Origin of the sequence: Nostoc sp. NOS(2021), assembly GCF_017115025.1 — a bacterium.
In the GTDB taxonomy this organism is placed as follows: Bacteria; Cyanobacteriota; Cyanobacteriia; order Cyanobacteriales; family Nostocaceae; genus Nostoc.
This window is the reverse complement of sequence record NZ_JABXKM010000130.1, coordinates 69371-82794: the sequence shown is the minus strand read 5'-3', so window position 1 is coordinate 82794 and position 13424 is coordinate 69371. Positions and strand designations below refer to the sequence as shown.

Here is a 13424-nt window from a genome sequence, read left to right as displayed (position 1 = left end):
CAGTTTTTCTAGGTTTAGCCTCTATACCAGATTGGCAACGTTCCCGTTCGCAGCAAAGGCATCTATCAAAGGGATGCCCGAATTAAAGATGCCGTTTCCTTTGGACAGATATACTTCAACATCACGAATGCCATCCACCGCTGTACCTTTTTCTTGGCGGATGAAGTCGCTTAAGCCGTCGCCATTAAAGTCTCCTGTAATCAGATTGGCAACGTTCCCGTTTGCAGCAAAGGCATCTATTAAAGGGATGCCTGGATTAAAGGTACCGTTTCCTTTGGACAGATATACTTCAACATCACGAATGCCATCCACCGCTGTACCTTTTTCTTGGCGGATGAAGTCGCTTAAGCCGTCGCCATTAAAGTCTCCTGTAATCAGATTGGCAACGTTCCCGTTTGCAGCAAAGGCATCTATTAAAGGGATGCCTGGATTAAAGGTACCGTTTCCTTTGGACAGATATACTTCAACATCACGAATGCCATCCACCGCTGTACCTTTTTCTTGGCGGATGAAGTCGCTTAAGCCGTCGCCATTAAAGTCAGTGTTATGTTGCATAGCTGTTTTCCTTGATTAAGACACTACCAAAGTTGCACATAGTAATATTGCACGATAAAACTACGCACCTGTAGGAATCCGATTTGATTTTTGAAAAAGTCTAAGTATATTTAGGGTGCGTTACGTTTTCCCAAGACACCCTATGTATATTTCAAAAATCCAATAAGAGTCCTATATGTAGAATTACGGCTAAGTTTTAGGAATTATCCAATTGGTTACAAACTTTTACATTCAGTAGATCACAAACTTTCGGAAACTGAGGAGAAAATAGGGGTTTGTGCGATCGCGAGTCAGGAGGTAAACAGCATTCGTTTAAAAGCGATCGCTCATTTTTAAAGATATATTCTTTGATTTTTGTTGATATGGCAACACTATTCAGAATTTTAGATTATGGTTCAAGCAATCCCAGCTAGAGATATCAGTCTTTACGAATTAGAAGAAAAATTTGGTTTGCAACTTGCCACAGACACCAACTTTTTTACAGAATGGACAGAAAATTTACCAACTCTGACTGATAGTGAAAAGCAAGCGATGTCTAACGACAAGCCGTTACGCGTCTACGCGCGAGTCAAAAGCAACTATTTAAACTTGAATAAGCACCGTCTGATGTCAGAAGAAGCGGTAAAGATGGTAGTGCTGTCTCCTTTACTCGATTTAGCTGGGTTTTATCAACCTCCTTTTGAGATTGAAACCGAGACTTCTGTGGAGATTTCTGCTGAAGACGAAAGCATTATCGTTAAAGGAAATATTGATGTTCTTGTCATCCAAAAACGTTTTTGGGTACTTGTCATCGAATCTAAAAGCAGTAAATTTGATGTGATGACAGCCCTACCTCAAGCACTCGCTTATATGCTTGATCGTCCAAATCCTGCAAAAGCAACTTTTGGTTTACTAATCAACGGTAGGGAATTTGTTTTTATCAAATTGATTCAACAAGAACATCCTTGGTATGCACGATCTTATGCGCTATCAATTGAACGTGATTCAGAACTACACCAAGTACTCAGTATCTTGAAGCGCCTTGGAGAATTAATTGGGCTTTTACCCCCGGAATGACAAAATTGTGAACAATGCAGTAAGTAAATTCATGCCATCAGGCTTATGGACTACCTATACTTGCAACTCAAATCCAGGTAATATATCTTCTCCAGAAAGAATCGCCGGCATTTGAATAACTTCTACAGCTTTCAAAAGTCGGTAAACTTCCACTTGGTTATCTTGAGGATTAATTAGCCAACCTAAACGCAAACCATTTTCTATGTATTCCCTCATTTTCGCTTGGATAGGTGCAAGCCGTAGACGCGTAGCGGCTTGTCGCCAGACATCTGTTTCGGAACGCAGTTCAATTGCAAAATCGGGTACAAGTGGCGGAAATTTTTTTCGTTCTTCTAGTGTTAAAGCTTCCCACCGTTCCAACTTTACCCAAGCCGCATCAGGGGAACGTTTTGCACCATTTGGAAGTATAAAGATAGTTGAAGAACTAAAAACTTTGCCTAATTTAACTTGACGATTCCAATTATTTAAGTCTGTAATTAAATCTGCTTCTTGGTTTCCGCTTTCTCCTCCTACTGGTGGCACAATTATTAATTCTCCGGCTCCATTCATTTCCAGGCTTAAATCGCTATTGGCAATACACAATTGATAAAATTGCTCATCGGTTAAATGAGCAATCGGTTCTAGATTAAGCACAACAGTATTCATTGAATCTTTCCTCGTGTCTCACGTTAACAATTAATACTAAGACAAAGAATATCCTGTTGCTTCCTTAATGTATTGCACGACTTTTTCATAGGATTCGGGATTACTCACAGGGTTAATAATGATGGGGATAGTGCCATCTGGCAACCAAAAAGTTATCCTGCCGTTCGGTTCATGACAAAAGGAACTGATGCAGTTGAGATTAATTACATATTCGTTTTTTTCGTAAATAATTTTCACCCAGTAGGCATGATCTAATTTTAACCCCGTCACACATTCTAAATAATCAAGAATCTTTTGATAATCTTCTAAGTTAGTTTGCGGGTGAATCACTATTGGAATGGCACTATCGGGCAACCAAAAAGTAACCCTGCCATTCACTTCATAACAAAAAGCATGGACACGCTCAAAATTCACTACATATTCTCTCCTCTCGTAAAGGATTCTCACCCAGTACGCCACAACATCTCCTCAAGTCCGAAATTTACGAATGATGCACCCTGTATGTCCAAAACTGCTGAAGCCTTAAGTTAATGTTGCAATTAATTATGAATTATGAATTGTTATGACACCTCCAATGGTGTTGGAGTACCAGAGGTTGAGAGAGAAAGAGCGATCGCTGCTTGAATGAACCCTTTAAATAAGGGATGAGGGGTACTGGGGCGTGATTGAAATTCTGGATGAAATTGGCAAGCAAGAAAGAATGGGTGCTTGGGTAATTCCACAATTTCAACTAAGCGTCCATCGGGAGAAGTACCACTGATCAGATAGCCAGACTTCAATAACAGATCGCGGTAATCATTGTTGAACTCATATCGATGTCGATGTCGTTCATAAATCACATCTTCTTGATAAAGCTTGAAAGCCAGAGTATCAGGTATAACACGACAAGGATATAGTCCCAAGCGCATTGTACCCCCTAAATCAACTACTTCCTGCTGTCCTGGCAATAAATTAATTACCGGATCAGTTGTATAGGGGTCAAATTCAGCACTATTAGCCTCTGTTAATCCCCCTACGTGCCTAGCCCATTCAATCACAGAACATTGCATTCCCAGGCATAAACCCAAAAAAGGAATTTGGCGATCGCGCGCGTATTTAATGGCGGCAATTTTGCCATCCACCCCCCGAACACCGAAACCTCCTGGCACAACTACGCCATCGACACCCTGAAGATGAGTTTCGGCTGGTTCAGTTTCCAAATCTTCTGAGTTCACCCAACGCAGGCGCAGTTTGCCATAAGTCGAGATTGCAGCATGGTTGAGTGCTTCCACTACAGATAGGTAGGCATCACTTAACTGCACATATTTCCCGACAATGGCAATTTCTACCTCGTGTTTGGGACTATGTAACCGTTTTACCAGGGTTTGCCACTGCGTCAAATCTGGTTTGCGTTGTTCCATTTGCAGCAAGTCCAGCACTTGTTCTGCCATTCCTTCCCATTCCAGATTCAGCGGTACTTCATAGATACTTTGGGCATCTTGGGAAGTGATGACGCATTCTTCCGGCACATCGCAAAATCCCGACAATTTCTGTTTTAATCCCTTGGGTAAGGGGCGATCGCTGCGACAAACTAAAATATCTGGTTGAATGCCAATGGATCTCAGTTCCTTAACTGAATGCTGTGTTGGCTTAGTTTTCATCTCACCCGCAGAGGCAATCCACGGTACCAACGTTACGTGCATATACAACACATTTTGTCGTCCCACCTCTTTGCGGAACTGGCGAATTGCTTCCAAAAACGGCAGTGATTCAATATCTCCCACTGTACCGCCGATTTCCGTAATCACTACAGAGGGGTTTGTACTTTTAGCAACTCGCAGAATCCGATCTTTTATTTCATTCGTAATATGGGGAATAACTTGTACAGTACCGCCATTGTAGTCTCCGCGTCGCTCTTTATTGATCACTGCCTGGTAAATTGAGCCAGTAGTAACACAGTTCAAGCGCGACATTGAGGTATCGGTAAAGCGTTCGTAATGCCCCAAGTCCAAATCTGTCTCCGCACCATCCTGGGTAACGAATACTTCCCCATGCTGAAAGGGACTCATTGTGCCAGGATCGATATTGATATAAGGATCGAGTTTGAGAATCGACACCGAATATTCGCGCGACTTGAGCAAACGCCCTAGACTTGCTGCTACAATGCCTTTACCAATACTGGAAACTACGCCTCCAGTTACAAAGATAAACTTAGTCATAGTAGTTTGAATTTCTAACAACTTCTAAAAATACATCCCGTCATTGTGCCACAGTTGTTGTGGTGTAATCTTCTGTGACTTGCTGTGAAAAACCTTCTAGGATTAGTAATATTAGGCTTTATTCTCTCCTCCTCGATAGCATTGGCACAGCCATCTCTTATAGTCATTTTTCCCCAGACAAACTACCAGACAAGTGCCCAAAAAATCTTCTTTCTGGGCACTGCACCACCAGATGGTCAGGTTTTGATCAATAGTAAGCCAATTACCCGCAGCAAAGCTGGTCATTTTTCCCCTAGTTTCCCCTTGCAGTTGGGGGAGAATCTTTTTACTGTGCGTTACCACAATCAAGAACTCAAGATTGAAGTGACAAGGCTTACCACTAGCCCTGAGCTACCACAGGGGTTAGCCTTTGCTAAAGATTCCCTGACTCCCGCAGTTGACATAGCCAGACTACCGGGAGAACTAATTTGTTTTAGCGCGTTAGCACCCCCCAATGCCAATGTCTCTGTCAACCTGGCTAATCAAACAGTTATCCTTTCACCCCAACCCGAACAGGCAGAACTACCAAGTAATTCGGCAGCTTTGACAGGGCAAAATCAGCCTCATGCTCAGTCTAGCGTAGGCAATTATCAAGGTTGCACCACAGGGGCAACAGCCGCTGTTCTGGGACAACCTCAGTTTCAACTGACGCTTAATGGCCAGACGATAACTCAACCAGGATCTGGTAAAGTTCAAATCCTCTCAAGAGCAGAGTTGCCAGTTGCTGAGATAACGGTAGACGCAGGTATTGCACGCACTGGCCCAAGCAGCGATTATTCTCGACTCACACCATTGCCCAAAGGCACACGCACAACAGTTACAGGTAGGGAAGGTGAATGGTTGCGCCTAGACTATGGCGCTTGGATTAATAGTAAAGAAACCCGCATTTTACCTGGTGCAGTTCCGCCACAAACAATAATTCGCAGTGTCGGATACCGTCAACTCCCTAGTGCGACAGAGATAGTTTTCCCTTTGCAAGTTCCCATACCTGTGAGCGTACAACAAAATGAGCAAGCGATCGCTCTCACTCTCTACAATACCACTGCTCAAACGGACATTATTCGCCTGGATGATAACCCCCTAATTTCTCGCCTAGATTGGCAACAGGAAGCTCCAGGACAAGTAAAATACACCTTTAACCTCAAAAAAGCTCAACAGTGGGGATATAAGCTGAGATACGACGGTACAACCCTGGTTTTAGCTTTGCGTCATCCGCCTAAAATTGGGAACACAAGACGCAAGCCTTTAGCTAATTTCAAGATTGTACTAGATCCAGGGCATGGCGGTAAAGAAACTGGTGCCAGTGGCCCAACTGGATATTTAGAAAAGGATGTGAATTTGGTGGTATCTAAGTTGCTGCGCGACGATTTGGTGAAGCAAGGGGCGACAGTGGTGATGACGCGGGAGGACGATCGCGAACTTTCCCTAGTAGAACGTCAGGCAATTATTAGTAAAGAAGAACCAGCGATCGCACTTTCCATACACCACAACTCTCTACCAGATGATGGCGATGCCGAAAAAATCAAGGGATTCGGCGCATTTTGGTATCAACCCCAAGCCCAGAACCTCGCAATGTTTTTACACAACTATGTAGTCAAAAAACTCGGTAGACCTTCCTATGGTGTGTTTTGGGATAACCTGGCGCTAACACGTCCGACAGCTGCGCCATCGGTGTTACTGGAATTGGGTTTTATGAGCAATCCCGATGAATTTGAGCAGGTAGTGAACCCAGAGGTACAGAAGAAAACGGCAAATGCGATCGCTCAGGGAATTACTGAGTGGCTTAGAAGTGTTAAGTAAATTTGGAGGTACAACTAGTGTTGTATTTGGTGGAGTGCGATGTCTGACGACAAGGCTAGCGCTAACGCTCTTTTTTAGCTAGTTCCTGCTCAATGTTGCGATCGGTCTTTGTTCAAGCTTTTTGACTTTTATAGTGCGATCGTCACGGGCAAGACTGCGAATACAGCATTGGGCATTAAGGATTTGGCGCGTCATTTTTGAGAGTTCTAATAAGTCAAAAGTAAAAAATGCTTGTGGTATCAAAGTGAAAAGTACGTTACTACAAGGGTTTTTTAAGCCAATGCTATATAACTTCCTTGCACTTTTCTGTATTGCAACGAAGTGTAAACCTAAGTAAAAGGCTGAGTTTTGCTATTAAACTGGTTATATTAAAGGAAGCATGAGGTGCAATTAATTCCTGCTGGTTGCTACTTGTCAATATCAGTTTTGTTGTATAACTTAAGCTCCGAAACTCCTGATAACGCTAAATGTTCCTTCAGCTAAGAGTGATTTTAGATGGTTACTGCGAAATTAACTTTTCCTGAGTTTGAAGTTCAAGGACGTTGGTTTTTGCCAGAGAATCCTGATTATGGTGTAGTAGGAATACTAAAATTCTCACCTTATGAGCTTCCAGAATTAAAATTAGTTGGAAGCCTAATTGAGAGGATGGAAGAAACTGTAGAGGAACAGTTAAAAAAAGCTTTTAGCAAAGAAAATATACCCATTATCCTTGGTGTTCTCTCAAATGGTGAAACTATTGGAGAGAAAGTAACTCTTTACAAAAATGTAGTTTATGGTGAAGGTATAAGTACAGGATTAGTGCAAACTAAATGTATACCAGCTTATATTTTAAGAGGATTTCACTTCTATAGGGAAGAAGACATTCGATTAGAAAATATATATTTTCATTTCGTGAATCTAGAGAAGTGGCTTCGCATCCAGAATATTAATGTAACAATGACTTCCGATTTTTCCAAGACAAGAATTGAGGAGCTTCGTGTACAATATAATCCTTTACCTAGAAAATCATTATGCGATGTAGGAGATTTTAATTTAGGTATAAAGGATAGACCAATAAATCCGACAGGGTTATACTTTGCATCAATCTTTAGTCAGCATATTGGAGAGGTAAACATACTAGAGGATAAGCTTTTTGAACTAAACTCTCCTGAGCCAAATGATTTAGACAGTTATATAAAAGGCATTTTTAAAGTTCAAGATTTTTTGGTATTTGCTACAGGACAATCTACCAACTTGACAGAAGTAGGGACACTTTTCAAAACAAAAGTAAAAAAGCCAAAAATTGAAGGCGATATTGAATCTTTAATCAAAAAAATGCCTCATAGTGATGAAAATGTAATATTCCAAAATGAATATTTCAGTATAAGCAATCAATCTGATGTAAAAGTAATTGAAGATGAAACTGAGGAAATAGTTCCAATAAAAATATATTTTCGTATATCGATATCAGACTCTAAGGAGAATTTCGATGAAGATAAAGTCTTATTTTATTTTGCTGACGTTGAAGATATTTTAGACATTGTATTTTTAAAATGGTATAGCGATTCCAAAAAAATAGAACCAGTAATAAATCTATATCTTGGACTATTCTATCTTCCCAAAAGGTATTTAACAGAAAGATTTCTCACCCTTGCACAAGCTATAGAAGCATTTCATAGAATTCTGTTTGGTGGCAGATATATTGATAAACAAGAATATGAAAATGGCATTTATCAAAGCCTTTTACAAGTAATCGAATCAGATTCAAATTTATATAATCTGAGTTCAGAGTTCAAAGACTCCCTTAAGCTAAGGCTATCCTATCTATATGAATTTTCTCTTAGAAAACGTCTTAAGGAACTTATTCGGCTTAATCAATCTTGCTTTCCAACAGGGTTTATAACTAAAAAGGAGTTACGCGATAATTTTATAGGCTCTGTAGTTCTTATTAGAAATAAACTCACACATCTCGATGAGAATACAGATATCCAATCTATAATTGAATATCGTCAACTGTATAGACTTTCTAATCACCTAGAAGCTTTACTAAGATGTTGCATTATGAGGTTTCTAGGTGTGAATGAAGAAGTTATAAAAAGGAGAGTTGAGCAAATTTTAATGCGACAATAATAAATCTTTGCCGTTGCAAATATTGATTGCAGTGTTGAGAGTTTGGGCTTAGAATGCTTTAAGTCCACTACTGAAAAGCTAGTTGAAGTCTGTGGTAAGCTTTTGCCTATAATTACTAAGTTTTTCGGCTTGCCATAACGTTAGTAAATATTACTCTACTTCTGGATCGATACCCATTGCCCTGAGCCGTTCTGCTAATTGTGCAGCTTTTCGTTCTGCTTGCTGGGCTTTTTGCCTTTGCAACTCAGCTTCTTCTTTACCAATCAGCAACAGATTTCCCTCTAAATCCCACCAGCGCAACCAAAATTGCTCAGGATTATTCAAGTAGGTTCCCTGCCATAACCCTAGTTCCACTCTTAAAGGAGGAATTTGGTAGTGGCCTCGCTCATTAGGCTGCATTTTGTGGTAAGAAAAATCTACCAGGTGATAAACCTCCAGTTTCTCATTACTGATTTCATAAATGGCATAGTAGGGAATTCGGATTACTCGCTCATATACCCAGAATTTACCTGGTTTTGCGCCTTCCCTACTACCAGCTAGAGGTAAAGGAGTGACATCTCGTTCTTCATCGCCATTACCACTAGCTAGTTCTATGGCAATCAATGGCGGTATGTATTCCCGCCACAAAACATAGGAGCGACGGTTTTTGCCATCTAGCCTTGGTGGTACACCAGGGACATAAAACCAATCCGGTGCTGCTGCTCCTTTTTCTGGTGGTTCAGTCTCTCGCCAATAAATACCACAATCTTGACCAATGCAATACTGTCCATCTGGATGTAGGCGTTGCAAAACTTGAGCAATTGAGTCTGTCAAAATGACGGTTTGGGGATGCTCTTGAAAATTTTTCACAAACGTACCATCAGACTCTGGTAGTTGAGTGTGATCGGGAAACTGAGGCGGTATGGCAATATCAGCAAGTGTTTCACTCATACTTTGAAAAGTATTGCAGCTATTTGTTTAGTGCTTTACGCTTCCCATAAGGTGTTCCGAACTAGTATAACACCTTGCTCTGTCTTGATTTCAGTGCTTTTACCCTGCCAGAACCGCTTTGATTGCGGGTAGAAATATATGAAATCTTATATTTTGAAACTGTATGTATTTTTAAATAGGCGGCATGGTGGGAGCGATCGCTATTTTATTGAGTAATGGCAGTGCGATCGCCCAAGATGCATAAAGATATATCACTATTTTATAAGCAGGAAATGGGGAGCAGAGGAGCAGAGAGGAAATAACCAATGCCCAATACTTCGGCAACGCTACTTCGACGCCGCTCAGTACAAGTCAGTACAAGTGCCCAATCCCCAATGCCCAGGTAGAAAATACTAAGGACAAAACAACGTGTCACGCGTATCTCGTCCTGTAATCGGATTAGTTCCTTTGGCAAGTTTGCACAATTTTTTTTGCTCATCGGAACGCAGCAGCGCATCGGTAAAATCTGCCCCGTCAATGATTGCACCATCAAATCTGGCGTTAGCAGCAAAGGCACCCTCCAACAATGCATTTGTCAAATTTGCTCTGACTAAACGAGCTGAGTCTAAAGTGGCATTTCTCAAGTCAGAACTCTCCAAATTCGCAGACTCCAAATTTGCCGCAAAGAAACTGACACCGCGCAAATTAGCTCGGCTGAAGTTGCTCTGGCGAAGATTAGCTTTGGTAAAGCTGGAATCTGTTAAATCACGTCCTGAGAAATCAGCCTCAACCAAAATTTCCTTATTATATTCGAGTGCCAAAGCTGTGGAAGCAAAACCGACTGTTGCGGTGATGGCAACTATTCCCCACAGGAATAGGCTGAGTATGCTTGCCCAAATCCGGGCGCTTAACTTAAAATTCATGCTATTTTTAGCCAATGGCGAACCCTCCTCCATCTCATTATCCTTGAGTCAGAGATGTTAGCGCAAAAATCCTTTAAAAATATTTTTATGAATACTAATTCAAGTTCATATGACGATTTGAACATTGCCTTCGCACGACTTCAGGCTATTCAGTGGGATACGCTGGGAATGGGGGAGAAAGACGAAAGACTTACAGAACTGATGTTAGAATTTCTGTCGCGGGTAAGACAATGGGCAAAGTTTTTGCAGAGCGAACAGAAGCATATTTTTGAAAATCTTGCTGTCCAGATTCGCCCTGACATTGAACTCGCGTCTCCCCTAATGCAATGGCTGGAGGAGTTATACAACAGCGACCGGATACCAACTAGGCGTGGTAGTGTCTATGTTGTGCTAGGGGTACGTAATTACTTATTTTGGTGTCGTCTACGGGAATTTGATGCAGTCCCAGCGAATGGTCTTCCTGACCCTTATGAGCCGTTCATCACCTTTCTGGAATGCGGTGGTGGCATATATGTCGAGCATCACTCTTTTATGGATATTTACCCCAATTATGATCACTTTATTTTGACTGTTGGGAATGCCACGCCAGGAAGGGAAGAATAAGCACATCATGGGAATATGATTTTGGTTAACTGCTAGAAACTCTTATTTTCCTGTTGAATTAAGTCATTAAATAACCCAGAATACTATACTAAAGTTTATATGCATTGTACAAATAGTGGTCAATTAGGAGAAGACCTAGTAGCCCAATGGTTGCAATCTACAGGTTGGATAATTCTCCATCGTCGCTTTTCTAGCCGTTGGGGAGAAATCGATATCATCGCCCAATATGATGGAGGAGTAGGGGAAAAACTCCTTACTCAGAACTCAGGACTCAGTACTCAGCACTCATTACTAGCATTTGTTGAAGTTAAAACCCGCAGTTCAGGCAGTTGGGATGCAGGGGGAAGAAGCGCAATCACCCCACAAAAGCAAGCAAAAATCTGGCGCACAGCTGGAATATTCTTAGCCCAGTATCCTGAGAAGGCAGATTATTCTTGCCGATTCGATGTTGCTATTGTCTACTGTCAGAGGATATCAAAAATTATCAGTGGGGTTACAGCAACCCAGGAAGCTCTAGCTACTTCATCAGCAGCCGAATACAAGTTTAAGCTGCAAGAATACATTCCCGCAGCTTTCGACTCTTTAATTGATAATGGTTAATCGGTAATGGATAAAATATCTTGATTACCAATGACCAATAATTTTGTAGTGCCGTTACAACCAAATAGTGTCACGCCAAAGTTTCTGGGCAGTAGCCTAAGCCACGGACAAATTGTTGCCGGAACGCCTCAATTTCGTCTCTCTCTGGGCTACCATGAGAAACGATCGCTACCTGATAGCGACGCATCACTTCCACAGGGCACTGTCCCGCTTCCAAACTCCAAAGTGCCATTTGCACCCTCATTGGCGGTTCGTAGCTAATTCCTAATTCATTTAGAAAAGCGCGAAAGTCGCCATCTTCTTGGGACGAGACTTGGCCTTTGAGTTTGATCCTAACCACCCAGCCATCAATTTGATGAATTACGGTGACGAAAGAAACTGGTGTCTGGGGTCTAGCGTGCAGGTGTTGAACGACCCTCAGGGTTAGACTGGCATTTGCCAGATAGTACAAGTATTCCATGTTTGTTGGTGCTTGGGATCAAAGCCAATCCTACATATCTATCTTCGTCAATCAATGCCTGTTCCCGGTAGGGTAAAAGCCCCCGCTTTTAGATGGGGAGGTTTACCCAATTTTTATGTTAATTTTTCCGTGTTACTTAATAGTATCAATCTTATAGCCTAGCGATAAAACTGAGCGAAGATGCCTTAAAGTTCCTTTAGAAGGGAAAGCTCAAAGCAGCTTTTTTAAGAGAGTATAAATACTAAATAAAGCAAAAACTAGTACAAGCCAATTTGAAAGACACCTCTCGCCCACAAGCAAAAGATTTTGAATTAGATTGCTCGGTAGCTGGCTATGACTACAAACTACCTCCAGAACTCATTGCCCAAAACCCAGCAGTTCCTAGAGATAGTTCACGGTTACTGGTGGTTAATTCTCCCACTACAGACACCGAAACAGCACCCCTACACCACATTTTCCATGATTTGCCTGCACTGCTGCACTCTGGTGATTTGTTGGTGATGAACAATACAAAAGTTATTCCAGCGCGGCTTTATGGTCATAAATCCACTGGTGCTAAAATCCAGGTGTTGCTGTTGGAAGAACGGCAGTATAACTGTTGGTTAGCTTTAGTTAAGCCCGGAAAAAGCTTCAAACAGGGAGCGAAGATTATTTTTGAAGCAAGGCAATTGGGCATTAGAGATCAGGGATTAGGCATTGGGGATTGGGAAGATTCCTACCCAGTAAACAGGCCCCAACTCACGGCTACGGTTCTAGAAACAGACGCAGCCACCGGGGGGCGTTTGTTGCAATTTGATGTGCCAGAGGGAAAATCTTTGGTGCAACTGTTAGAGGTATTTGGTGAAGTACCGCTACCACCGTACATCACTGCCTCAGAAGCTGCTGATGATCAGTATCAGACAGTTTATGCCAAACAGCCAGGAGCGATCGCAGCTCCGACAGCCGGACTACATTTTACTCCAGAATTATTACAAAAGTTGCGCGATCGCCAAATCAATCAAGCTTTTGTAACGCTGCACGTTGGTGTAGGTACATTTCGCCCTGTGGAAGTAGAGGACGTAACTACCCATCACATGCATGAAGAATGGATTGAAGTTCCCATTGCCACAGTAGAGCAAATCCGCGCCACTAAAGCAGCTGGCGGTCGGATTATCGCTGTGGGAACAACGGCAGTACGGGCATTAGAAGGGGCGGCTAAATCTGGGAATTTACAACCATTTTGCGGTAAAACAGACTTGTTTATTTATCCCGGCTACCAATGGCGGGTGGTGGATGGTTTAATTACCAATTTTCACCTACCACGTTCCAGTTTACTGATGTTGGTAAGTGCGCTAATTGGCAGACAACGGTTATTGAATATATATCAGGAAGCGATCGCTTCAGGCTATCGTTTCTATTCATTCGGTGATGCAATGCTAATTTTGCCGTCAGCTGTGGGAGTTAGGAGTTAGGAGTTAGGAGTTAGGAGTTAGGAGTTAAAAGTTGGGAATTTGGAATTTTTTCTTTCGTGATGGGTACTCTGACTTA

The 13424-nt window shown here is 41.9% G+C and carries 14 protein-coding genes; 6 read left to right on the top strand and 8 right to left on the bottom strand.

Features of this window, described 5'->3' with window-relative positions:
* Nucleotides 1–21: 21 nt before the first annotated feature.
* A complete protein-coding gene (locus HWQ41_RS17085; RefSeq protein WP_292765086.1) occupies nucleotides 22–555 on the bottom strand; it encodes a VCBS repeat-containing protein in 534 nt (177 codons plus the stop codon).
* Nucleotides 556–945: 390 nt separating this feature from the next.
* Between HWQ41_RS17085 and HWQ41_RS17080 the strand changes: the two genes are divergently transcribed.
* Nucleotides 946–1611: a type I restriction endonuclease subunit R gene (locus HWQ41_RS17080; RefSeq protein WP_292765084.1), complete on the top strand. Its 666-nt coding sequence runs from the start codon at nucleotides 946–948 to the stop codon at nucleotides 1609–1611.
* Between the two features lie 54 nt (nucleotides 1612–1665).
* On the opposite strand, the gene HWQ41_RS17075 is transcribed toward HWQ41_RS17080, so the two are convergent.
* The 3 genes from HWQ41_RS17075 to HWQ41_RS17065 form a co-directional block, all read right to left on the bottom strand.
* Entirely contained in the window at nucleotides 1666–2256 is a 591-nt protein-coding gene (locus HWQ41_RS17075) for a Uma2 family endonuclease (protein WP_292765082.1), read from the bottom strand.
* Between the two features lie 36 nt (nucleotides 2257–2292).
* Nucleotides 2293–2715, bottom strand: coding sequence for a hypothetical protein (locus HWQ41_RS17070; RefSeq protein WP_292765079.1), 423 nt, complete (start codon nucleotides 2713–2715; stop codon nucleotides 2293–2295).
* Between the two features lie 101 nt (nucleotides 2716–2816).
* Complete coding sequence (locus HWQ41_RS17065) at nucleotides 2817–4454, bottom strand: CTP synthase (RefSeq protein ID WP_292765077.1); 1638 nt, start codon at nucleotides 4452–4454, stop codon at nucleotides 2817–2819.
* An 84-nt stretch (nucleotides 4455–4538) separates the two neighbouring features.
* On the opposite strand from HWQ41_RS17065, the gene HWQ41_RS17060 reads away from it, so the two are divergent.
* Both HWQ41_RS17060 and HWQ41_RS17055 read left to right on the top strand, forming a co-directional pair.
* Complete coding sequence (locus HWQ41_RS17060) at nucleotides 4539–6293, top strand: N-acetylmuramoyl-L-alanine amidase (RefSeq protein ID WP_292765075.1); 1755 nt, start codon at nucleotides 4539–4541, stop codon at nucleotides 6291–6293.
* Between the two features lie 495 nt (nucleotides 6294–6788).
* The gene (locus HWQ41_RS17055; RefSeq protein ID WP_292765072.1) at nucleotides 6789–8402 is read left to right on the top strand and encodes a HEPN domain-containing protein; all 1614 of its coding nucleotides are present in this window, start codon (nucleotides 6789–6791) and stop codon (nucleotides 8400–8402) included.
* A 150-nt stretch (nucleotides 8403–8552) separates the two neighbouring features.
* On the opposite strand, the gene HWQ41_RS17050 is transcribed toward HWQ41_RS17055, so the two are convergent.
* From HWQ41_RS17050 to HWQ41_RS17040, 3 genes are all read right to left on the bottom strand, one after another.
* Complete coding sequence (locus HWQ41_RS17050; RefSeq protein WP_292765070.1) at nucleotides 8553–9332, bottom strand: Uma2 family endonuclease; 780 nt, start codon at nucleotides 9330–9332, stop codon at nucleotides 8553–8555.
* 171 nt (nucleotides 9333–9503) lie between these two features.
* Nucleotides 9504–9638 (bottom strand): hypothetical protein, encoded by a 135-nt coding sequence (locus HWQ41_RS17045; protein WP_292765067.1) that lies wholly within the window; start codon nucleotides 9636–9638, stop codon nucleotides 9504–9506.
* Nucleotides 9639–9724: 86 nt separating this feature from the next.
* A complete protein-coding gene (locus HWQ41_RS17040) occupies nucleotides 9725–10234 on the bottom strand; it encodes a pentapeptide repeat-containing protein (protein ID WP_292765064.1) in 510 nt (169 codons plus the stop codon).
* 87 nt (nucleotides 10235–10321) lie between these two features.
* Here HWQ41_RS17040 and HWQ41_RS17035 point away from each other — a divergent pair, with 87 nt between their 5' ends.
* Nucleotides 10322–10837, top strand: a complete 516-nt coding sequence (locus tag HWQ41_RS17035; protein WP_292765062.1) for a hypothetical protein — start codon at nucleotides 10322–10324, stop codon at nucleotides 10835–10837.
* A 99-nt stretch (nucleotides 10838–10936) separates the two neighbouring features.
* On the top strand, nucleotides 10937–11437 hold the full coding sequence (locus tag HWQ41_RS17030) for a YraN family protein (RefSeq protein ID WP_292765059.1): 501 nt from the start codon (nucleotides 10937–10939) through the stop codon (nucleotides 11435–11437).
* Between the two features lie 70 nt (nucleotides 11438–11507).
* Here HWQ41_RS17030 and HWQ41_RS17025 read toward each other — a convergent pair whose 3' ends face one another.
* A complete protein-coding gene (locus tag HWQ41_RS17025; RefSeq protein ID WP_292765057.1) occupies nucleotides 11508–11897 on the bottom strand; it encodes a hypothetical protein in 390 nt (129 codons plus the stop codon).
* A 245-nt stretch (nucleotides 11898–12142) separates the two neighbouring features.
* On the opposite strand from HWQ41_RS17025, the gene queA reads away from it, so the two are divergent.
* Complete coding sequence (queA, locus tag HWQ41_RS17020) at nucleotides 12143–13348, top strand: tRNA preQ1(34) S-adenosylmethionine ribosyltransferase-isomerase QueA (protein WP_292765194.1); 1206 nt, start codon at nucleotides 12143–12145, stop codon at nucleotides 13346–13348.
* The last annotated feature ends 76 nt before the right edge of the window (nucleotides 13349–13424 follow it).